Annotated in this window: 19 protein-coding genes; 5 read left to right on the top strand and 14 right to left on the bottom strand. The window is 65.8% G+C overall.

Annotated features, from left to right (window positions below; all coding sequences use genetic code 11):
• Window positions 1-144: 144 nt before the first annotated feature.
• The gene (locus ACFXHA_RS08450; protein WP_379354347.1) at window positions 145-789 is read left to right on the top strand and encodes an MBL fold metallo-hydrolase; all 645 of its coding nucleotides are present in this window, start codon (window positions 145-147) and stop codon (window positions 787-789) included.
• A gap of 14 nt (window positions 790-803) precedes the next feature.
• On the opposite strand, the gene ACFXHA_RS08455 is transcribed toward ACFXHA_RS08450, so the two are convergent.
• The 6 genes from ACFXHA_RS08455 to ACFXHA_RS08480 form a co-directional block, all read right to left on the bottom strand.
• On the bottom strand, window positions 804-1397 hold the full coding sequence (locus ACFXHA_RS08455; protein ID WP_379354349.1) for a hypothetical protein: 594 nt from the start codon (window positions 1395-1397) through the stop codon (window positions 804-806).
• A 32-nt stretch (window positions 1398-1429) separates the two neighbouring features.
• Window positions 1430-3739 (bottom strand): MMPL family transporter, encoded by a 2310-nt coding sequence (locus ACFXHA_RS08460; RefSeq protein ID WP_379354351.1) that lies wholly within the window; start codon window positions 3737-3739, stop codon window positions 1430-1432.
• Between the two features lie 243 nt (window positions 3740-3982).
• A complete protein-coding gene (locus tag ACFXHA_RS08465; protein ID WP_379354353.1) occupies window positions 3983-5365 on the bottom strand; it encodes a dipeptidase in 1383 nt (460 codons plus the stop codon).
• A 13-nt stretch (window positions 5366-5378) separates the two neighbouring features.
• Window positions 5379-5843 (bottom strand): hypothetical protein, encoded by a 465-nt coding sequence (locus ACFXHA_RS08470; protein WP_379354355.1) that lies wholly within the window; start codon window positions 5841-5843, stop codon window positions 5379-5381.
• On the bottom strand, window positions 5840-7264 hold the full coding sequence (locus ACFXHA_RS08475; RefSeq protein WP_379354356.1) for an APC family permease: 1425 nt from the start codon (window positions 7262-7264) through the stop codon (window positions 5840-5842). Before ACFXHA_RS08475 ends, ACFXHA_RS08470 begins: the two co-directional genes overlap by 4 nt.
• A gap of 69 nt (window positions 7265-7333) precedes the next feature.
• Window positions 7334-8245, bottom strand: coding sequence for a glutaminase (locus ACFXHA_RS08480; protein WP_379354358.1), 912 nt, complete (start codon window positions 8243-8245; stop codon window positions 7334-7336).
• A 131-nt stretch (window positions 8246-8376) separates the two neighbouring features.
• Here ACFXHA_RS08480 and ACFXHA_RS08485 point away from each other — a divergent pair, with 131 nt between their 5' ends.
• Complete coding sequence (locus ACFXHA_RS08485) at window positions 8377-9900, top strand: glutamate decarboxylase (protein WP_379354360.1); 1524 nt, start codon at window positions 8377-8379, stop codon at window positions 9898-9900.
• Window positions 9897-11462 carry an amino acid permease gene (locus ACFXHA_RS08490; RefSeq protein ID WP_379354362.1) on the top strand — a complete coding sequence of 522 codons (1566 nt, stop codon included), beginning with the start codon at window positions 9897-9899 and terminating at the stop codon, window positions 11460-11462. The genes ACFXHA_RS08485 and ACFXHA_RS08490 overlap by 4 nt, the downstream gene beginning before the upstream one ends.
• A 4-nt stretch (window positions 11463-11466) precedes the next feature.
• On the opposite strand, the gene ACFXHA_RS08495 is transcribed toward ACFXHA_RS08490, so the two are convergent.
• From ACFXHA_RS08495 to ACFXHA_RS08505, 3 genes are read right to left on the bottom strand one after another with little or no spacing between them, the layout of a single operon-like run.
• Entirely contained in the window at window positions 11467-12774 is a 1308-nt protein-coding gene (locus tag ACFXHA_RS08495; RefSeq protein ID WP_379354364.1) for an anaerobic C4-dicarboxylate transporter family protein, read from the bottom strand.
• Window positions 12771-13547 carry a Type 1 glutamine amidotransferase-like domain-containing protein gene (locus ACFXHA_RS08500; RefSeq protein WP_379354366.1) on the bottom strand — a complete coding sequence of 259 codons (777 nt, stop codon included), beginning with the start codon at window positions 13545-13547 and terminating at the stop codon, window positions 12771-12773. Before ACFXHA_RS08500 ends, ACFXHA_RS08495 begins: the two co-directional genes overlap by 4 nt.
• Window positions 13548-13569: 22 nt before the next feature.
• Window positions 13570-15723 (bottom strand): S9 family peptidase, encoded by a 2154-nt coding sequence (locus tag ACFXHA_RS08505; RefSeq protein ID WP_379354368.1) that lies wholly within the window; start codon window positions 15721-15723, stop codon window positions 13570-13572.
• Between the two features lie 99 nt (window positions 15724-15822).
• Between ACFXHA_RS08505 and ACFXHA_RS08510 the strand changes: the two genes are divergently transcribed.
• Window positions 15823-16920, top strand: a complete 1098-nt coding sequence (locus ACFXHA_RS08510; protein WP_379354370.1) for a DUF2330 domain-containing protein — start codon at window positions 15823-15825, stop codon at window positions 16918-16920.
• A gap of 3 nt (window positions 16921-16923) precedes the next feature.
• On the opposite strand, the gene ACFXHA_RS08515 is transcribed toward ACFXHA_RS08510, so the two are convergent.
• Window positions 16924-17133 carry a hypothetical protein gene (locus tag ACFXHA_RS08515; protein ID WP_379354372.1) on the bottom strand — a complete coding sequence of 70 codons (210 nt, stop codon included), beginning with the start codon at window positions 17131-17133 and terminating at the stop codon, window positions 16924-16926.
• 121 nt (window positions 17134-17254) lie between these two features.
• On the opposite strand from ACFXHA_RS08515, the gene ACFXHA_RS08520 reads away from it, so the two are divergent.
• Complete coding sequence (locus ACFXHA_RS08520) at window positions 17255-17470, top strand: DUF397 domain-containing protein (RefSeq protein WP_379354374.1); 216 nt, start codon at window positions 17255-17257, stop codon at window positions 17468-17470.
• 96 nt (window positions 17471-17566) lie between these two features.
• On the opposite strand, the gene ACFXHA_RS08525 is transcribed toward ACFXHA_RS08520, so the two are convergent.
• The 4 genes from ACFXHA_RS08525 to ACFXHA_RS08540 all read right to left on the bottom strand — a co-directional run bounded on the left by ACFXHA_RS08525 (window position 17567) and on the right by ACFXHA_RS08540 (window position 21313).
• Window positions 17567-18526 (bottom strand): alpha/beta hydrolase, encoded by a 960-nt coding sequence (locus ACFXHA_RS08525; protein WP_379354375.1) that lies wholly within the window; start codon window positions 18524-18526, stop codon window positions 17567-17569.
• 128 nt (window positions 18527-18654) lie between these two features.
• The gene (locus ACFXHA_RS08530) at window positions 18655-19092 is read right to left on the bottom strand and encodes an HIT family protein (RefSeq protein WP_379354377.1); all 438 of its coding nucleotides are present in this window, start codon (window positions 19090-19092) and stop codon (window positions 18655-18657) included.
• A gap of 73 nt (window positions 19093-19165) precedes the next feature.
• Entirely contained in the window at window positions 19166-20587 is a 1422-nt protein-coding gene (gene purB / locus ACFXHA_RS08535; protein WP_379354378.1) for an adenylosuccinate lyase, read from the bottom strand.
• 120 nt (window positions 20588-20707) lie between these two features.
• On the bottom strand, window positions 20708-21313 hold the full coding sequence (locus tag ACFXHA_RS08540) for a TetR/AcrR family transcriptional regulator (RefSeq protein WP_379354380.1): 606 nt from the start codon (window positions 21311-21313) through the stop codon (window positions 20708-20710).
• Between the last annotated feature and the right edge of the window lie 62 nt (window positions 21314-21375).

Raw genomic sequence — 21375 nt, forward strand, 5'->3', positions numbered from 1 at the left:
GCCGGGCTGGTTCGCTGCTCAGACTAGTTGCTATGGCTACGCGCCCAACCTTCGGGGCAAGCCGGTTGTGGCCGCCGACACAGCGGAACCTCCAAGCTCGGCCGGAGTCCAGGCACTGCGGCTTGGACGGAGCTACGGTTACGTATGCGCATAGCCCATTTCGGACATTCCTGCATTCTCGTGGAGATGAACGGCATCCGGGTTCTTTTCGATCCGGGCACCTTTTCGCACGGTTTCGAGGGCATCACCGGATTGGACGCCATCGCGGTCACCCATCAACATCCGGACCACATCTGCCCGAATCGGATCCAGGCGCTCATCGACGCCAATCCCCAGGCCAGGCTGCTGTCGGATCCGCAGACGGCGCAGCAGCGCGGTGAACCCTGGGAAGCCGTCTATGCCGGAAATGTCCTAAAAGTCGGTGATGTCCAGATAACCGGCGGTGGTGGCCGGCACGCGGTCATTCATCCCGAAATCCCCGTCATCGACAACACCGTTTTCCAACTCGGCACCCCGGAGGATCCGGCACAACTCGTGCATCCCGGAGATTCCCTGTGGGTACCGCCCACTCCGGTGGGCGTACTCGCCATTCCCGCGGTCGCACCCTGGATGCGAATGAGCGAGGCGGTGGATTACCTCCGGGCCGTCAATCCCCGCGTCGCCTTCCCCATCCACTACGGCATCATCGTCCCCGAAGCGCAGGGCATCTATTTCGGTCGCCTGAACGAAATGGGGCCCGCGAATACCGAATTCAAGATCATAGAACCCGAGGACCACGCCGAATTCTGATCATTCCGAGCGCATTACAGCCAACCGAGCGAACCGAAGACCAGCAGGGCCAGGGCGTCGATGCCCAGAATCGCGCCCACGGCAAGGACTTTCGAGCGCACGGTGGGTAGATCATGCACCCAGAAGCAGGCGATGAAGAACGGGACGTAGCCGATCAGCCAGATCAGGTACGGGAAGCTGGCGTGCCACCAGGACCAGTCCCAGGTGAGGACGCCGGCCTTGTTGAGCAGGACTTCGACGCCCACGGCGGCGGCCGAGTTCGCGGCGATCAGCACCGGACGGTTGGGGAGGCCGAAGATGCGGGTCTCCTTGGGCGGCAGCATCTTCGCGGCCGCCACGCCCATGATGGCGAACATGAAGCAGATCTCGATATTGAGGCCGATGAGGATCTGATAGGCCGTCGGCCCGCTGGTGCCCCACACGGGCGCACGGCCGGTGGCGTGGAAGACCAGCGAGTTCCAGATCTCGTTGAACCAGTCCATGCCCCACAGCGCCAGCCCGGCGAACAGCACGTTCCAGTTCCGGCGCTCGACCTCGGTCGCATAGATGTAGATGACCACCAGCAGCAACGGGATGACATACCACTGGAAATGACTGCTGTCGCGCACGCTCAGGAGTCTTTACAGAGCACCATGCATTGTCAACGTGTAAGTACCTCTTCCTGCCCCGCCTCGGCCTCCCGGGCCTGGATCTCGCGCAGGCGCGCGCCCTCCACGTCGATATCCGGCACGATCCTGCTCAGCCAGGCCGGGATCCACCACGCCCACTTGCCCATGAGCACCAGCAGAGACGGGATGAGGACCATGCGGACCAGGAAGGCGTCGAAGAAGACACCGGCCGCCAGGGCGAAGCCCATGGACTTGGCGCTGATGTCGGGCTCCATCATGAAGGAGCCGAAGACGAAGATCATGATGACCGCGGCGGAGGTCACCACGCGCGCGCCGTGGTGGTAGCCCTTGATCATGGCTTCCTTCGGCGGTTGCCCGTGCACGAACTCCTCGCGCATGCGGGTCACCAGGAACACCTGGTAGTCCATGGCGAGGCCGAAGACCAAGCCGATCAACATGATCGGCATGAAGCTGATGATCGGCCGCGGTTCGGAGATGATGCCGAGTTTGCCGTCCTGGAAGATGGCGACCGTCGCGCCGAAGGTGGCGGCCATGGACAGCAGGAAGCCCAGCGCCGCGGTCAAAGGCACCAGGACGGAACGGAATACGGCGATCAGCAGCAGGAAGGCCGCGCCCGCCACAATGGCCAGATAGGGCACGATCTTGCCCAGCAGCACATGGTCGATATCGGCGTAAATCGCTGTGGTGCCGGTGATTCCGTACTGCATGCCGTAGTCGGCATTGAGCTTCGCCTCGGCATCGCGGGCGTCCCGGACCAGGTCCTTGGTGCTCTGGTCGTTCGGTCCGGTCTTCGGCACGCCTTCGAACCGCGCGCCCTGCCCGTCCTGGCTCAGCACCGGATCGGTCACGTAGTTCATATCCGAGTACGCGGCGAGCTTGTCGTGCAGCGCGGTGAGTGCGGCCTGGCGCTGATCGGGCGCGACATTCGACAGGTCGACCGCGACCTGCAGCACGCCATTGCTGCCCGCGCCGAACCCGTGGGTGCGCAGCTCGTACGCCTTGCGCGCGGTGGAGGTCTTGGGCAGGCTGTCCTCGCCGGGCAGGCCGAGTTGCAGGTGGGTGGCGGGCGCGGCGATCAGGCCCAGCACGATGATGCTCAGGATCAGGGTGAGCACGGGCACCCGGCCGATCACCCGGGCGACCCGCACGCCATTGGTGACCTGGGTGTCGTCCTCGGGGTCACCCTGGGCGACCAGCGGCAACTTCGGTTTGAAGATGGAGCCACCGAACGCGCCGAGCAGCGCGGGCATCAGCGTCAGCGCCACCAGCACGGCGAAACCGGCCGCGATCGCACCGCCCAGACCCATGAAGGTCAGGAACCGCACGCCCACGATGCTCAGCCCGACCAGGGCGATGATCACGGTCAGACCGGCGAACACGACGGCCGAACCGGCCGTGCCCAGCGCCACGCCCGCTGCCTCGGCGGGTGAATCCTGTACCGACAGTTCATGTTTGTAGCGGGACACGATGAACAGCGCGTAGTCGATGGACAGCGCGATACCGATCATGGACGCCAGGAAGGTGGTGAAACTGGGGACGTCCAGGAAGGACGTGCCCAGGAAGATCATCATGGTGGCCGCGCCGAGGCCGACGACGGCGGTGATGATCGGCACGAAGGCCGCGACGATCGCACCGAAGCAGACGATCATCACCACGAAGGCGAAGGCCATGCCGACCATCTCGGATTTACCGCTCGGCTGCGTCTGTTCCATGGCGATGGTGCCGGACAGCTCCACGGTGAGCCCGGCAGTGCGGGCGTCGTCGGCCACGTCGTAGGCGGCCTTGCGGTCGTCGGCGGTGATCGCCCCGAAATCCTTGATGGTGAACGGCACGCTGAGCACGGCGACGGTATCGGGCTCATCGGGGTTGAGCACGTTCAGCGGCGCGTTGCTGCATTTGCTCACGAAGTCCCGGGCATTGCGGTCGCCGGTGAGACAGCCCATCTGCTCGGCCGAGACGAGCGGGGAGGCGAGCGGCTTGGTGTGGTCGACGATGCCGAGCTCGTTGAGCTTCTGCACCAGCCCGTCGAGCGCCTGCCGGTTCTCGTCCGAGGTGAGTTTGGTGCCGGCCGGTGCGCCGATCACGTACACGCCGGTGACCGCGTCGAACTTGTACGCCTGCGACATGCCCGGGAAGTGCTTGTCGAGAATCTGATTGGCCCGCTCCGACGGCAGGTTCGGGATGTCGAAAGAGTTGCTCATCGGCTTCTGGAGGGCGATCCCGAGGATGCCGAGCACGACGAACAGGATCAGCCAGACCGGCAGCACAATCCACTTCCGCTGATACGCGAACTTGCCCCACCGGTACAGATAGACGGACACGAGCTCTCCTAGCGGTCGCCGGGCGTGCTGTGGTCTTCGTACTACCGGTACCCGAGTTTGCTATCGAATTGCCATCGAAGCAAGCGGCAGCGGATTTGGGGCCGCACCGCCGGGCAGGTCGAGGCACCACCCGGCGGCGCGAGCTGGAGGGAAATGTCGAGATACCGACGATCCGACCAGTTCATACTTCACTGTTTGCGACAGATTAGCGGTGGAATTGTGAAAAAGGATCTCCCACCAGCGTCAACGGTAGGAGGCGAGGAACAGGGCCACGGTGAGGGCCATGTTCTCGATCTCGGTGGGGTCGACGCTTTCGTTGGGGGCGTGGATGAGGCACTTGGGTTCCTCGACGCCCATGAGCATGATCTCCGCCTGCGGGTAGGTGTCGGCGAAGACATTGCACAGCGGGATGGAGCCGCCCTGGCCCTCGGTGGTGGCGGGGCGGCCGTAGGCGGCCTGCATGGCCGCCTCCATGGCGCTGCGGGCCGGGCCGTCGGTGGAGCCGACGAAGGGGGAGCCGGTGGCCTCGGTCTCCACGGTCACCTTCGCGTGCCAGGGGGCGTGCGACTTCAGGTGTGCAGTCAGGGCTTTCAGTGCGTCGTCGGGCTTGATGCCCGGCGGGATGCGCAGGTTGAGGCGGGCGCGGGTCTTCGGCTGGATGGCCGCCGAGGAACCGACCACGGGCGGGACATCCATGCCGAGGACGGTGAGCGCCGGTCGGGCCCAGAGCATATCGGCCACCCGGCCGCCGCCGATCAGGTCCACACCGTCGAGAACTCCGGCGTCGGAACGGAATTGAGCGGACGGGTAGTCGTGACCGTCCCACACCTGATCGTTGCGCAGGCCGTCGACGGTGGTGTTGCCGTCGGCGTCACGCAGGGTGCCCAGCAGCTGGATCATGGCCGCCAGCGCGTCCGGAGCCGGACCGCCGAACATGCCGGAATGCATGGGGCCGGACAGGGTTTCGACCGTGACCAGCACGTTCACATTGCCGCGCAGCGTCTGGGTGAAGGTCGGGACGCCGACCTCGAAATTGCCGCAGTCACAGATCAGCAGGGTGTCGGCGCGCAGCAGGTCCACATTGCCGGGCACGAACTCCTCGAGGCCGCCCGTGCCCTGTTCCTCGGAGCCCTCGGACACCAGCACCAGCCCGACCGGGAAGTCGTCGCCGTAGACCTTGCGCAGTGCGCGCAGCGCGGTCAGGTGCATGACGATATTGCCCTTGCAGTCGGCCGCGCCGCGTCCGTACCAGCGGCCGTCCTGCTCGGTGAGCTGCCAGACGGGGGTCTTCCAGGCGTCGTCGCCGAGCGGCGGCTGCACGTCGTAGTGGCAGTAGAGCATGACCGTCGGCTTGCCCGCCGGGGTCTTGCTGCGCGCCACCACGGCATTGCTGCCGTCGGGGGTCTTGTGCAGGCCCACGTCGGTGAGTCCTTCCGCCTCGAAGGCGTCGGCCACCCACTGCGCGGTCTTCTCGCACTCCTCGATCGGAAACTGCCGGGCGTCGTAGACGGATTTGAACGAAACCAGCTGCGTGAGATCACTCTTCGCGCGCGGCATGAGTTCCTTGACGGCGGCGCGCAGCGCGGCCACCTTCGAATCCTCCCGCACCCCTGCGGTTGTGGTCATGAGGTCCTCCTGATCACTTGGCGGTATCGGGTTTCAGCGTGCCACCCCTTTTGAGGTGACCGGTGGTTTCCAGATAGGCGGCCAGCTTGTCCGGGCAATAGGTCTCGATGGCCAGCGAGGTGGCGGTGAAGACATCGGTGTCGGCGATGACGGGCCGGCTCCCGGGCCCGGACGCGCCATTGCTGATGGCCTCGTTGTAGCGGGCCTTGATGAGCGGAGAGGACGGGTCGGAGCACACCAGCCCACCGTCCTCACCCAGCGAATCGGCGATCACCTGCGGGTCCGGTGCGTCGAAACCCGCTGCCACCAAACGGGATTGCAGCACCTGCGCCTTGCGCAGCGCCTCGTCGCTGGAGTGGTCCCGCTTGAAGATGATGGCCCCGCCCACCGCGAGCGCCACCAGCACCACGGCCACCGAGATGTAGACCAGCCGCCGGGCGCGTTCGGGCGCGCCCTCGAAATCGAATCCGTCGCTCATGCCAGCGCCTCCTGCGGAACGTCGATCTTCCAGCCGGGCTTGCGGAATCGGAAGAACAGGTACGGGATGAGCAGGCCGACCACGCCCATTCCGGCACCGATGAGCAGCACGTAGCTCAGGGCATTGCCGTTGCCGTACTGCGAGGGCGGCACGAATCCGATCAGGAAGGCCGCGATGGAGGCCGCGGTGCCGAGCCCGCACAGGGCCACCAACGCGGGAGCCTTGTACCCGCGGGGATGGTCGGGCTGGTTGCGGCGCAGGCGAATCGCGGCCACGAACATGAGCACGTACATGATCAGATACACCTGGGTGGTGATCACCGACAGGATCCAGTAGGCGCTGGAGACGTCGGGGATGAAGGCGTAGAGCAACGCCAGCAGAGTGGTCACGATGCCCTGGGCGACCAGCATGTTCTGTTGCACGCCATGCTTGTTCATCCGGGTCAGGATGGGCGGCAGATAGCCTTCCTTGCGCCCGATCAGCAGCAGCCCCTTGGACGGCCCGGCCAGCCAGGTGAGCATGCCGCCCAGCGCCGCCGCCACCAGCATGATGCCCAGCACCGGGGTCAGGAAGCCGATGTGGAAGTGGCTGAAGAACCCGTCGAACGCCTGCATGACGCCGGCGGTGAGGCTCAGGTTCTTCGACGGCACCACCCAGCTGATCACCACCGCGGGCACGATGAAGATGAGCAGCACCAGGCCGACGGCCATGGCCATGGCCTTCGGGTATTCCTTGCCCGGATCCTTCAGCGACGACACGTGCACGGCGTTCATCTCCATGCCCGCGTACGACAGGAAGTTGTTGACGATGAGCACCAGGCTCGCCAGGCCGGTCCAGGCGGGGAGCAGGTGCCCGCTGTCCATCGGCGCGGCGGACGGATTGCCCTGCGCCAGGAATACGAATCCGAGTATCACCAGCAGCGCCCCGGGAATCAGCGTCCCGATGATGAGACCCATACTCGACAGTCCCGCAACGGTTTTGGTGCCCTGCGAGGACACGTACACCGCGACCCAGTAGATGGTGATGATGACGATGGCCACATAGGTCCCGTTGGCGGCCAGCGACGGATTGATGATGTAGGCGAAAGTGCTTGCCACATAAGCCAAGAGACTCGGGTAATAGAAGATGGTCATGGCGAACTGACACCACACCGCCAGGAACCCCAGCGGCTGCGAAAGGCCCTCCCCCACCCACTTGTACACCCCGCCGGTCCAGCCCGAGGCCAGCTCGGCGGCCACGAACGCGGTCGGCAGCAGGAACAGCAGCGCGGGCAGCAGATAGAGGAAGACGCAGGCCAGACCGTAGACCGCCATGGTCGGCGCGGCGCGCAGACTCGCCACCGAGGAGGTGGTCATGAGCGCGAGCGTCACCCACGACATGTATTTGGTGGCGGTCGCCGCCTTGGTCACCGTGCCGGTCATCACCGATCCTTTCCGAACCGTCGACAATCGAGAACTACTCAGCGCCAGGCGAATCCGTGGCGCGGCGAGTCAGAAGACCGAGAATTTGCCCGCCCGCACGAACGCCTCGAGCGCGACCCCGCCGGAGGCGGAATTGCCCTTGGCGTCGAGCCCGGGCCCCCACGCCGCCACCGAGCACTGGTCCGGAACCACGGTCAGCAAGCCGCCGCCCACGCCGGACTTGGTGGGCAGGCCGATGCGATACGCGTATTCGCCTGCGCCGTCATAGGTTCCGCACATGGTCATGAGCGCGGTGATGTGGCGGGCGTCCTCGCGGGCGAGCAGGCGGCTGCCGTCGGCGCGCAGCCCGTGCCGGGCGATGAGCAGGCCCGCCTTGGCCAGTTCGGCGCAGGTGATGCTGAACGAGCACTGCCGGAAGTAGTGGTCCAGTGCGAGATCCACCGGGTTGCGCATGTTTCCGAAGCTGGACATCAGGTAGGAGATGGCCCGATTGCGGTCGCCGGTGCGCAGTTCCGATTCGGCGATGACGCTGTCGACCTCGAGTGTCGAGTTCCCTGTTTCCGCCCTGAGCAGATCCCGCAGCGCGTTCACGGCATCGCCGGTGTCGGCCAGCAGTTGATCGGCTACCACGATGGCCCCCGCATTGATGAAGGGATTGCGCGGAATCCCGTTCTCCAACTGCAATTCGATGAGGTCGTTGAAGGCCATGCCGGAGGGCTCGCGCCGGACTCGCTTCCAGACGTCGGAATCCTTGCGGCCGAGCACCAGCGCCAGCGCGAAGGCCTTGGAAATGCTCTCGATGGCGAAGGGAACATCCACGTCACCGCCGGTGTAGAGCTGTCCGTCCACGGTCGCGACGGCGAATCCGAACTGCTGCGGATCGACCTTGGCGAGGCCGGGAATGTAATCGGCGACCGCACCTTCCCCGAGGTGCGGCTTCGTGGCGGACATCACCTGCTCTATGACATGCTGATAGTCCATAAGGCTGAATAGTAACCGTTCAGCAACTATCTCTTGATTACGAAACGGTAGCTTGCAGAACCAGTTTCGATCATGGGTATCTGGCTACCATCACCTCGGCAAACCCCTGCCGTTTTTCGATCGGAGGCCGCATGACCGCCTTGGAACCCGACGACGTCTTCGCGATGCCCGGCATCAAACGGGCCGCGCCGCACCGGGGATTCCCCGACAGCGAGATCTTCCCGACCGTCGCCTACCAGATCATCCACGACGAACTGCTGCTCGACGGCGTCTCCCGGATGAACCTGGCCACCTTCTGCACCACCTGGGTCGACGACCAGGCGCGGCGGCTGATGAACGAGTGCCTCGACAAGAACATCGTCGACAAGGACGAATACCCACAGACCGCCGAGATCGAGCAGCGCTGCGTGCACATGCTGGCCGACCTGTGGAACTCCCCCGATCCGATGGGGACTCTCGGCACCTCCACCACCGGTTCCAGCGAGGCCGCCATGCTAGGCGGGCTGGCCGCGAAGTTCCGCTGGCGCAAGCGCGGTGGCAAGGGCGTCCCCAACTTCGTGTGCGGCCCGGTCCAGGTGTGCTGGGAGAAGTTCGCGCGCTACTTCGATGTGGAGATCCGGCAGATCCCGCTGCGCGGCGAGCGGTACACCATGCACCCCGACGATGTCGCCGCCTACTGCGACGAGAACACCATCATGGTGGTGCCCACCTTCGGCCAGACCTTCACCGGATTGTTCGAGGATGTGGAAGGCATCAGCAAGGCCCTCGACGAGCTGCAGGCCAGGACCGGCCTCGACATTCCCATTCACGTCGACGGGGCCAGCGGCGCGTTCCTCGCACCCTTCTGCGCACCCGAAATCTGTTGGGATTTCCGGCTTCCGCGCGTGAAGTCGATCAATGCCTCCGGCCACAAGACCGGCCTCGCCCCGCTCGGCGCGGGCTGGGCCATCTGGCGCACGAAGGAGGATCTGCCCGACGATCTCATCTTCAATGTCGACTATCTCGGCGGCAATATGCCGACGTTCAATCTGAACTTCTCCCGCCCCGGCGGGCAGGCCGTCACCCAGTACTACGAGTTCATCCGGTTGGGCCGTCCCGGCTACCGCAAGGTGCAGACCGCCATCTACACCGCGAGCCAGCACCTGGCCAAGGGCATTGCCGAGACCGGCCGGTTCGAGATGATTCACGACGCCGACCCGCGCCACGGCATCACCGCCGTCTCGTGGAAGCTGGCCAAGGGCCAGGACTTCAGCCTCTACGACCTGTCCGACCGGCTGCGCACTCGGGGCTGGCTCATCGCCGCCTACCCGCTGCCCGCCGACCGCGAGGACGAGACCATCATGCGCGCGGTGCTGCGCCACGGTTTCACCATCGACATGGCCGACCTGCTGCTCGCCGATCTGGACCGCAGCCTGAATGTGCTGTGCAAGCACCCGATGACGGTGCCGCTCACCCAGGAGGAAGCGGGCGGCTTCCCGCACAACGCACGCGCCGTGGTGCCCACACCCAAGGCGAAGCCGGTGCGGAAGGCGGTCGGAAAGCCCGAAAACAACGGCAAGGCAACTACTTCCAAGGCTGCAGCGACCAAGGCGGCCGCGCCCAAGAGCGCCGCGAAGGCCAAGACCGCCGGTAAGTCCAAGGGCGGCAAGAAGTGACCGCGGCCGAGCGTTCGGCCGCGACCGGTACTGCCACCGCCACCCCGGCGAAAAGCAGTGCGGGAGTCAAATATCTGACCGTGTCAGCGCTCGGCTTCACCACCGCCGCCTCCATCGTGACCAGCCTGCGCGGGTTGCCCATGATGGCCAAGGAAGAGATGACGATGTTCTTCTACATCGGCTTCTCGACCGTGCTGTTCCTGATCCCCGCCGGGCTGGTGGCCGCCGAACTCGGCAGTATGTACGCGGACAAGGCCGGTGGCCTGTACGCGTGGATCAGCGGGGCGTTCGGCAAGAAGGTCGGCTTCGCGATCATCTTCCTGTCCTGGATCCAGGTGATCGTGTTCTATCCGACCGGCATGAGTTTCGCCGCCGCCGGTGTGGCCTTCGCCTTCGACCGGCCCGATCTCGCCCAAAACCATATCTATGTGGGCATTTTCGCCATCGCGGCCTTCTGGCTGTGCACGGGTGTAGCGTTCGTCAGCAATCAGTTCGCGCTGAAGGTGACCCGCTGGGGCTTCCTGGCGGGCACCGCGCTGCCGGGCATCATCCTGGTCATCATCTTCGTCTGGTGGATTTCCACCGGGCACTCGATCGGCTGGCAGCACACCCACGACGCCGCGGTCACGGTCGTGCAGGACGGCCACGACTCGCCACGGTTCTTCCCCTACCTCGTCGGACTGTCCGGGTTGTCGTTCCTGGCGGGCATTCTGCTCAATTTCGCCGGGGTGGAATCGCAGGGCGTGCACTCGACGGAGTTGAAGAATCCGGCCAAGGGCTACCCGGTCGCCATCATGATCGCGGCGGGCGTGGCCTTCGGCATCTTCACCCTCGGCGCGCTGGCGGTCGCGGGCATCGTGCCCTACAGCAAGATCGACCTGAACACCGGCGTCTTCGACGCCTTCAGTGCCGGATTCACCGAGATGATCCACTCCACCTGGCCGGTGCGTATCCTGTCCGCGCTCATCGCCTACGGCGCGCTGGCGGGCGTGCTGGCCTGGATCCTCGGACCCAGCCGCGGTGTGCTGGCCACCGCGCACGACGGGATGCTGCCGCCGGTGCTGCAGAAGGTGAATAACCGTGGCGTGCAGGTCAATATCCTGATCATCCAGGGCATCATCGTCACGGCGCTGTCCTCGATCTATCTGTTCATGAGCGACGTGAGTTCGGCGTTCTTCCTCATCTCGGCCATGGCGGTGAGCCTGTACCTGATCATCTACATGTTCATGTACGCGGCCGCCATCCGGTTGCGCTACACCCAGCCGGATCTGCCGCGCGCCTTCAAGATTCCGGGCGGCACGGTGGGCATGTGGCTCTTCGCCGGAATCGGCTTCCTGGCAGTGGCTTTCGCGTTCGTGCTGGCCTTCGTGCCGCCGTCGCAGCTGCCGATCGGCAATCCGGGTACCTATATCGCCCTGGTCGCGGGCGGCGCCATCGTGTTCAGCGCGGTGCCGTTGGTCATCGAACGCATGAAGAAGCCGTCGTGGATTCCGCCCGACGATGTGAAGGCGAAGGCGCTGGGCCCCAGCGCCGACACCTCACATCTGAGCACCACCGGATAACCGCTCAGCCGACCAGCGCGCCCAACGGTAGTCCGACTGCGATCGCCACCAGCATGAAGATGGTGTTGGGCAGCTGGAAGGAATGGTCCAGCACGAACCGGCCGATCCGGGTGGATCCGGTCTGATCCATGGCGACGGTGGCGATCTGGGAACCGTTCGCGGGCAGGATGTACATGCCCTGGCAGGCGGGCCACATGCCGGTGATCACCACCGGCGACAGGCCCAGGGCGACACCGATCGGCACGATCGCCTGCGTGGTGCTCGACTGGCTGGTGGTCAGCATGGCCACCACCGCCAGCGCGACCGCGAACAGCCACTTGTGATCGCTCACCGCCTGCCCCAGCGAATGCTCGATCTGCTGGTGATTCTCGGCCACGAAGGTATTGGCCAGCCACGCCAGACCCAGCACCGCCACCGCGCCCACGATGCCGGGACCGAAGATGGACTGCTTGGGCACCTGGGCGGGATCGGCCTTGCAGATCAGGAAGATCAGCACCGCCACCAGGCCCATCACCAGTTCGATGGTGGTGATGACGCTGACCCGATCGCCGCCCACCACCGGCCGCAGCCGGGAGAACAGGCCCATGGCCACCACCAGCAGCACCCCACCGAGGAAGATGAGCGCCGAATTGCGGGCGGCGGCAGGCAGTTTCGCGTTCAGATCGATCGGTTCGGGGGGCGTGATGTGCCCCTCGGCCAGCCGCCGCTGGAACTCCGGATCGTCGGCCAGCTCCTTACCCACCCGGGTCTCGACGAGCGCCGCGATGAACAGCCCGGCGATACACGCGGGCCAGGTCACCAACAGGATCTTGCCGAGCGGAAAGCCGTGCGGCTCCAGCAATACCGCCAGCGACGCCGTGGCCGCCGACACCGGGCTGGCCAGTATCCCGGCCTGCGAGGCCACCGCTGCCATCGCCAAAGGCCGTTCGGGGCGCAGCTTCTGGTTGTAGGAGACGCTGTAGATGACCGGCAGCAGCGCATAGTAGATGAACCCGGTGCCCGCGCCGACGGTGAACAGGAATGACATGGCCGGGGCCAGGAACACCACCGCCTTCGGGCGGCTCATGATCACCCGGGTGGCCTGGCGAACCATCCAGTCGGTGCCGCCGACGGTCTGCATCACCGAGGCCGCGGTCACCACCGTCATCACGATCAGAATGATGTCGACGGGCGGGTTGCCCGGCTTCACGTGGAATCCGAAGACCAGCACCAGCAATCCGACCAGACCCCACGCGCCGATCCCGACGCCGCCGGTACGCACACCCAGCAGGATTGCCAGGATGACGACCGCGCCTTCGACGGCCATCATCATGTGCTCGGTCCCGTCATCGGCCCGCCCGTGCTCACCAGATGCCGGACCGGGATGGGAGTTTCGACCACCCGGTCCCCCTCGGCGGCGACCGTCCAGGCCCGGCCGTGCACATTCGAGCTCACCGCGTCGACCAGCTCCGCGCCGTGGAAGTGCAGGGAGACCATATTGTCGATGGCGTAACCCGGTGGTAGCTCGCCCTTCTGGATGGCCCGGTGATAGAGCGGCTGCCGCTGATCCTCGGCGTCGTAGTGCGGGCAGCAACTGCCGGCCAGCAGGCCCAGCCCCTCCGGCAGGATCTGCAGCGTCGGCCCGAAGGAGTCGGTGGTGCCGCCCTGGAACCAGCAGATCGCGCCCGCGCTGCCGCCGGTCATGACCGCGCCGTTCTCCCATGCCTCACGCAGCAGCACGTCCACGCCCTGGCGTCGCCAGACATCCAGCATATTGGCGGTATTGCCGCCGCCGACGTGGATCACGTCCATGCTCAGGAGGTATTCGCGCAGATCGGTAATGCCGCGCGAGAACAGGCGCAGGTGAAAAGGCGCGCACCGATCGGAGTTGTAGGTCTCGTAGAAGCTGACCGTGTAGTCCGGATTGTCACCGGTGGCGGTGCCCAGGAACAGCACCCGCGGGCGGGGTTTGCCGGTCAGGCCGAGGATGAAATCGTGCAGCGGATCGCCGCGCCGATCCATCATCGCCCGGCCCGCGCCGGTGGCTACCACGTGACCGAGCATGAATCCGCCTCTCGCCGAGGAGATCACCTGACTGTCGTTCACATGGTAGCCACGGTTTAGCTAGCTAGTTGTCACCGGCACCCGCGGTGTCGACGACCCACGCGTATTCGAACGCGATTTCCTTCCACTGCTCGTAGCGGCCACTGACACCGCCGTGGCCCGCGCTCATCTCCGTCTTCAGCAGCAGCGGGGCATCGCCGGTCTTGGTGGCGCGCAGCTTGGCCACCCACTTCGCCGGTTCCACATACAGCACGCGGGTGTCGTTGAGCCCGGTGATGGCGAGGATCGCCGGGTAGTCCTTGGCCTCGACATTCTCGTACGGCGCGTAGGACTTCATGTACTCGTAGACGTCCTTGTGCTCCAAGGGATTACCCCACTCGTCCCATTCGGTGACGGTGAGCGGCAGGTTCGGATCCAGGATGGAGGTCAACGGGTCGACGAACGGGACATTGGTCAGGATGCCGGTGAACAGCTCGGGAGCCATATTGGCCACCGCGCCCATCAGCAGGCCACCCGCGCTGCCTCCTTCGGCGACCATCCGATCGGGCGCGGTCACCCCGGTGTCCACCAGATGCTGTGCCACCGCGATGAAATCGGTGAAGGTGTTCTTCTTCTCGAGCTTCTTGCCGTGGTCGTACCACAGCCGCCCCATCTCACCGCCACCCCGCACGTGCGCCACCGCGTACACCATGCCGCGGTCCAGCAGCGACAGCCGCGACACCGAGAAGGACGGGTCCATCGCGGCCTCGTAGGAGCCATACCCGTAGAGCAGCAACGACTTCGGGCCCGCCGCCGCGTCCTTGCGCATCACCAGCGAGATCGGCACCCGGGTGCCATCGGGGGCGACCGCCCAATCCCGCTGCTGCACATAGTCGTCGGCGTTGTAATCGCCAAGCACCTTCTGTTCCTTGCGCAGCAACAGTTCTCCGGTCGCCGGCACGTAGTCGAAGACGCGGGCGGGCGTGAGGTAGGACACCACCCCGATGCGCAGCAGCGGCTGTTCCCACTCCATGTTCGCGCCCTGCCCGGCGGAATACAGCTCCATGTCGAAATCGATGTCGCGCAGCTCGCCGTAACCGTCGGCGGTCAACGGCCAGACCGCGACTCGCGGCATCGCTTCCTTGCGGTAGCTCAGCACCAGCTTGTCGGAGAAGGCATCGATATCCTCGAGCCGCACATCATCGCGGTGCGGGATCAACACGGTCATGTTCGACGGGTCCGACAGTGGCGCTTCGGCCAGGACGAAATTGACCGCCTTCACCCCGTCCACCACGTCGTTGTGCCGGATGAGCAGTTTGTCCTCGCCGCCGATGACGGCGTGCTCGGCCGAGTACTCCACGCCCTCGCGGCGCGGCATCAGCACCCGGAACTCGCCGGTCGGGTTGTCCGCCTCGAGAATCCACTCCTCGGCGGTGATCTTCGAACCGGTGAAGATCACCAGGAACTGCTTCGAACGGGTGGACCCGATTCCGACCGAGAAGGCCTCATCCTCCTCGTGGAAGATCAGCACGTCGTCGGCGAAGTCGGTGCCCAGCCGGTGCCGCCACACCTTGTCGGCCCGCCAGGCCTCGTCGAAGGTCAGGTAGAAGAGGTGCAGGCCGTCCTCTGCCCAGTGCGCGCCCGCGACATTCGGGATCTCATCGGCCAGCAGCTCACCGGTCCGCAGATTCTTGATGCGCAGCGTGTACCGCTCGTCGCCGACGGTATCCACCGCGTAGGCCAGCAGATCCCCCGCCCGGCTGACCGTCGATACCCCCAGCGAGAAGAACTCGTGCCCCTCCGCCAGTTCGTTCGCATCCACGACGACTTCCTCGCCCGGAACCTCGACGCCGGGCTCCAGGCTCGGCGGAGTCCAGTCCGACGGATCCGCGATCGGGCAGCGGCACTGCACCGAATACTGCTTGCCCTCGAACGTGCGAATGAAATACCAATAGCCGTTCATCCGGAACGGCAGCGACAAGTCGGTCTGCTGAATCCGGCTCTTGATCTCCTCGAAGATCTTTTCCCGCAGCGGCGCCAGCTTCTCGGTCTGCGCCTCGGTGTAGGCGTTCTCCGCCTCGAGATACGCGATGACCTCGGGATCCTTCTTCTCCCGCAGCCATTCGTACTCGTCGATGAAGACGTCCCCGTGGTGCACGCGCTCCTTCGGCACCCGCTTGGCGATCGGCGCCACCACGTCGCCGCTTACTGAGGTCGCGCTTCCACTGTCCAAAGCCATGGGGACCACGTTAGTGGCGAACCACCACCGCCGATCCCCGACCCGGCGGGTGACGAAAACTCCCGCGCGCGGCGCCGAGAGCCGGGCTAATCTGCGGACATGCTGTTGCGTAGGGCAGCGCGCCTGCTGGCGGTCCTCGGGATCGTCGCGGGTGCGGGGGGAATCGGTTTGGCTACACCGGCTTACGCGTGTGCGTGCGGAGGGGCGGCCTGGCAGCCCGGAGACAACGGGCGCGTCGCCGACGAGACCGCATTGGTGGCCTGGGACGGACAACACGAGACCATCGATATGCGGCTGGGCCTGCAGGCTTCCGGGCAGCAGGCCGCGCTGATCGTGCCGACACCCGCACCGGCGACCGTGACGCTGGGGAACGCGAGCACCTTCACCGAGCTCGAGCGCCTGTCCGCGCCCAAGGTCGTCACCGAACGCAAGTGGTTCGGGAATTTCAACCTCGACTTCTTCTCCTTCGGTGGCGCCGCCGAATCCGCCGCGCCGACCGGCGCGGCGGAGGCGGGCGCGCCCACGGTGCTCGATCGAGTACAGCTGGGCCCGATGGAGGCCACCACCTTCACCGGCGGCGACCTCACCGGCATTCGCAAGTGGTTGTCCGACAACGGATATCAGATGCGCGACGCGGTGATCGCCACGCTGCAGCCGTATCTGGACGGCGGCTGGTCGTTCGTGGCCATGCGGCTCACCTCGACCGCCGCCCTCAACGGCGCACTGGATCCGGTACGGCTCACCTTCGCCGCCGACCACGAGGTCTATCCCATGCGGATGTCCAGTGCCGCGACCGCCGCCGAGACGGTCCGGATCTACGTTCTCGGCGCACACGAGGTCGAGCGCAATGATCCCGACGACTCGAGCAGCCAGATGATGAGCCAGGTGACGAACACCTACTTCACCGGGCACGTCGATCCGGTGGACGCGGATCTACGGCAACTGAGCGCGAACGGCCGCAACTACCTCACCGCCATGACGATCACCATCCGGTCGCCCGAGCACATCACCTCGGATTTCAGCTTCACCCCGGCGGCGTCCGACGTCGACTATCGGGAGGAGCAACGGGGGGTGGAGTATGTCCAGTTCTTGGGCATACCAGCCGGTTTCGCGATACTGCTCGGCATCGTGCTGCTCGGGCCGGCGCTGGGCTTGCTCACCGCCGCCCGGCGACTGGTGCGCCGGGGACGGGCCTGACCCTCAACGAGCCCGGCGACGCGGCTGGACGGCCTGGCGCTGGTCGTAGAGATAGAAGACGGCCGCCTTGCGGCGAGCGCATTGGTCGGTCGGACAACTCTGATGGATCCGCAGAATGCTCTGCGCCAATTGCACTGTGAACCGCTCCGGCACCGCCGCGCAACTGTCGGAGATGGGAGCTGCCCGCTGTGCGGACCATGGTGTACGCACCATGCACCTCCTTCCGCTGACAGAAGATGGAATATCCGATCCGAACCCCTCACAAACCCTGGCATGATGATTGCGATCTACATCACCGACCAGTACTGCTGGTGCCGCACAGGGGAGGCCGACAGTGGAATCGAAAAATCGCGTCATCGAAGCCGACGCGGTGTGGCGACGCGGCGACGACAATGCCGACGGCGTCGAAATCGCCTTTCTGACCAGTGGAAACATCGGGTTGCGGGACTCCCGGAACCCGGACGGGCCGGTCCTCATCTTCACTCCCGGCGAGTGGGAAGCCTTCGTCGCCGGGGCCAAGGACGGCGAATTCAACCGGCCCGGAGCCTGATACACGCAGGGCAGAGCCTGATACACGGGAGCCCGGCTCGAACCGAGCCGGGCTCACCGCAATTCGTCTAGCGGGGTTGTCATTTCGCCTTGGTAATCAGGCCCCCAGCGCACCACCGATGGTCGGCCAGGACTCGTGCAGCGTGTCCTGCCAGTACGACCACGAATGCGTGCCCACCGGCGAATGCTCCACGCGTGCCGGGATATTCATCGACCGCAGCCGCTGCTCGAACGCGGTGACGCAGGCGTCCACCCCGAATTCGATGGGCCCGCCGAAGAAGATGTTCTCCGGCAGCTGCGGCTTGATCTCCAACTCGTGCGGCCCCGGAATGCCGGTGCCGGTGGACAGGAAGATGGTCTTGCCGCGCAGCGCCTCGGTCAGCACCGCCGGATTGTGTTCCTGCCACGCGGGACTCGCAGGCCCACCCCACATATTGAGCGGATTGCCGCCCCGGTTGGCGATCGAGAACAGCATCGCGCCCTGGGCGATCGTGGTGTCGGGGCAGGCACTGTAGCCCGCCACCGCGCGATACAGCTCCGGATGCCGCACCGCGAGCACGAAGGCCGCGATGCCGCCCATGGACAGACCGCCGATGGCATTCACTCCGTTACCGGCGAAGTAGGCGTCGACGATGGGCGGAAGTTCTTGTGTCAGAAAGGTTTCCCACTGATAACGACCGAATCTCGGGTCGTCGGCGGCCCAGTCCGTGTAGTAGCTGGCCTGACCGCCCATGGGCAGCACCACGTTCACGTTCTTACCCTGGAAGAAGGGTTCGGCGTCGGTGGCATTGGTCCAGGTGCTCTGGCTGGCACCGGGGTCGAGGCCGTCGAGCAGGTAGTAGCTGGGACGGTCGCCGCCACCGGCCGGATGTAGGACCTGGACCTGGATGGTGCGGCCCATGGCCGCGGAGTCGATGAAGATCGCCGAGCGGGTGGCGCTCAGCTGATCGACGCGGACCACCTGGGCCGCGCCCGCGGTTGCCGGTGACGTAGCCACCGGGTACAGCAAACCTGCCGCAATCGCCAAAACTGCTGCGGCAACGACTCTTCTACGCACGCCCCACCTCCATCAGCCCAGCACAATCGCATTCAAAAGTAACTCGAGTGGCTGCTGTGACGCGGGGAAATCCGGCTATGGCGTGTCGTTGGCAAACCAGACGGTTCGCATATGGTAATGCCGATCGGCTATGAATCGGAAGGGATTCGGGACAATGCTCCCCGAATGGATCCGGCCAGGTAATCCAGGTCCGCCCGCGCCGGCGACGTCGGCCGCGCCCGCAACCCGAACCCGTCGCCCGGAGTGCGCGGAATCACGTGCAAATGCACATGGAACACCTCCTGCCCCGCCGTCACCCCGTCGGCCAGGAAGAAATTCACCCCGTCACACCCCACCTCGGACTCCCGCAGCCCCGCCGCGATCAGCTGCCCCACCCGAAACAGCTTGCCCCCCATGGCCGGATCCAACTCCGCCAGACTCCGCGCCGGAACCTTCGGCACCACCAGCACATGCCCGGGCGTCACCGGCCGAATATCCATGAACGCCAAGCAATCCTCGTCCTCGTACACCTTGGACGAAGGAGCCCGACCGGCAACGATGTCCGAGAAGATCGTGTAAGGATTCATGCCCGCAGCCTAGAACGCACTCACCCCCGGCTCGCGCACGAGCCAGGGGTGAGAGACGAGAGTCGTTGTACCCCTACAGAATCGGAGACGGGGTGTAGCGCGCGGCCGCGGGGTTGGCGTCCACCAGCTTCTGCACCTGGGCGATGACGTCGGCGACCTGCGCCTCCGCCGCGCCGATGAAGGCGGAGCGGTCGACCAGGGCGGCATCGAGGGCGGCACGGTCCAGCGGCATGCGGTCGTCGGCGGCCAGGCGGTCCAGCAGATCGGGTTCGCGGCCCTGCTCGCGCATGGCCAGCGCCACGGCCACCGCGTGCTCCTTGATGACCTCGTGGGCGGTCTCGCGACCTACGCCCGCGCGCACGGCCGCCATCAGCAGGCGGGTGGTGGCCAGGAACGGCAGGTAGCGGTTGAGCTCGCGGTCCACCACGGCCGGGTAGGCGCCGAACTCGGCCAGCACGGTCAGGAAGGTCTCCATCATGCCGTCGATGGCGAAGAAGGCGTCCGGCAGCGCGACCCGGCGCACCACCGAGCAGAACACGTCGCCCTCGTTCCACTGCGCGCCCGCCAGCTCGGCACCCATCGAGGCGTAGCCGCGCAGCACCACCTGCAGGCCGTTGACGCGCTCGCACGAGCGGGTGTTCATCTTGTGCGGCATGGCCGAGGAGCCCACCTGGCCGGGCTGGAAGCCCTCGGTGACCAGCTCGTTACCCGCCATCAGGCGGATGGTGTGCGCGAACGAGGACGGGCCGGCGCCCACCTGCACCAGCGCGGAGAGCACATCGTGGTCCAGCGAACGCGGGTAGATCTGGCCGACGCTGGTGAACACGTTCGCGAAGCCCAGGTGCCCGGCCACCTTCTGCTCCAGCTGCGCCAGCTTGCCGGCGTCGCCGCCGAGCAGGTCCAGCATGTCCTGGGCAGTGCCCATCGGGCCCTTGATGCCGCGCAGTGGGTAGCGGTCGATCAGCTCCCGCACGCGGGTCAACCCGATCAGCAATTCGTCTGCGGCGGAAGCGAATCGCTTGCCCAGCGTGGTGGCCTGCGCCGCCACATTGTGCGAGCGGCCCGCCATCACCAGGGTCTGGTACTGCGCCGCCCGCTCCGCCAGCCGCGCGACGATCGCGACACCGTGGTCGTAGACGTGCTCGAGCGAGAGCCGGATCTGCAGCTGCTCGACATTCTCGGTGAGGTCGCGGGAGGTCATGCCCTTGTGCACGTGCTCATGCCCCGCGAGCGCGTTGAACTCCTCGATGCGGGCCTTCACGTCGTGGCGGGTGACCCGCTCCCGCTCCGCGATGGACGCCAGATCGACCTGGTCGATGACCCGCTCGTAATCCTCGACGACCCCCGCCGGAACATCGACCCCCAATTCGGCCTGCGCCCGCAACACCTCGAGCCACAACCGCCGCTCGAGCACGATCTTGTGCTCGGGCGACCACAGATGAACCAACTGCGGACTGGCATAGCGAGTGGCGAGGACGTTAGGCACAAAGGTCACGTTGTCCCAGTTTACCGGTGAGTTTCCGGCCGGTTTGCCCCAGTATCGCCACCCACAGCCGAACTCCCGGCCCACACCCTGTTTGCTGTCCCGCACTCGGCCTTTGGGACACCCCGTGGTTTATGCCGGTGGGGCGACGATGTCGATGATCTCGAGCAGCGCCACCCGCGCCATCCGGCGAGGCTGCGGGTCGAGTTCACCGAGCGCGGTCACCACCGCCCCATCGACGACCGCCACCAAGCGGCGGGCCTGTTCCGCACGCACGATCCGGTCGGAACGGCGCAGCACGTCGGCAAGCAGCTCGTCGAGCTGCGCTCGTAGTCGGAGCTGCACCTCGCGTAGTTCCGGGTGCCGGGCCGAGGCCACCGACCGCTCATAACGGGCGATGAGCTGCCCGCGGGCGTCCTCGTCCTGAATCTCCGGACCCACCAACAGATCCAGCACGAGTTCGACGGTGGCGTCCGCGCCGCGGCGACGATGCGTCACCTCACCGACGCGGCGGCGCATGGCATCCAGTTCGGCATTGCCGGAGAATTCGACCGCGCGGGCGATCAGATCCTCCAGCGATTCGAAGTAGTAGGTGGTCGACGCGAGCGGTAAATCCGCACGGGTGGCCACCGAGCGGTGCCGGACCGCCTCGAAGCCGCCCTCGAGCAGTAGCTCGGCGGCGGCACAAACCAGTGCTTGGCGACGCCGTTCGCCTTTCGGAGTCGTCGCAGTGGTCACGGTGCAATCGTGCCAGTCATCTTCGACGCTGTGTTCATTTTGCCCACCGCGTTCAAACTGCT

The sequence above is a fragment of the Nocardia sp. NPDC059240 genome (genome assembly GCF_042753865.1).
In the GTDB taxonomy this organism is placed as follows: domain Bacteria; phylum Actinomycetota; class Actinomycetes; order Mycobacteriales; family Mycobacteriaceae; genus Nocardia.

Bases quoted from the DNA above. Each gene is read 5' to 3' on its own strand.
- ACFXHA_RS08450 (WP_379354347.1), top strand. From the start codon at position 145: ATGCGCATAGCCCATTTCGGACATTCCTGCATTCTCGTGGAGATGAAC.
- ACFXHA_RS08465 (WP_379354353.1), bottom strand. From the start codon at position 5,365: ATGACCACAACCGCAGGGGTGCGGGAGGATTCGAAGGTGGCCGCGCTG.
- ACFXHA_RS08470 (WP_379354355.1), bottom strand. From the start codon at position 5,843: ATGAGCGACGGATTCGATTTCGAGGGCGCGCCCGAACGCGCCCGGCGG.
- ACFXHA_RS08475 (WP_379354356.1), bottom strand. From the start codon at position 7,264: ATGACCGGCACGGTGACCAAGGCGGCGACCGCCACCAAATACATGTCG.
- ACFXHA_RS08480 (WP_379354358.1), bottom strand. From the start codon at position 8,245: ATGGACTATCAGCATGTCATAGAGCAGGTGATGTCCGCCACGAAGCCG.
- ACFXHA_RS08485 (WP_379354360.1), top strand. From the start codon at position 8,377: ATGACCGCCTTGGAACCCGACGACGTCTTCGCGATGCCCGGCATCAAA.
- ACFXHA_RS08495 (WP_379354364.1), bottom strand. From the start codon at position 12,774: ATGATGATGGCCGTCGAAGGCGCGGTCGTCATCCTGGCAATCCTGCTG.
- ACFXHA_RS08505 (WP_379354368.1), bottom strand. From the start codon at position 15,723: ATGGCTTTGGACAGTGGAAGCGCGACCTCAGTAAGCGGCGACGTGGTG.
- ACFXHA_RS08510 (WP_379354370.1), top strand. From the start codon at position 15,823: ATGCTGTTGCGTAGGGCAGCGCGCCTGCTGGCGGTCCTCGGGATCGTC.
- ACFXHA_RS08515 (WP_379354372.1), bottom strand. From the start codon at position 17,133: ATGGTGCGTACACCATGGTCCGCACAGCGGGCAGCTCCCATCTCCGAC.
- ACFXHA_RS08530 (WP_379354377.1), bottom strand. From the start codon at position 19,092: ATGAATCCTTACACGATCTTCTCGGACATCGTTGCCGGTCGGGCTCCT.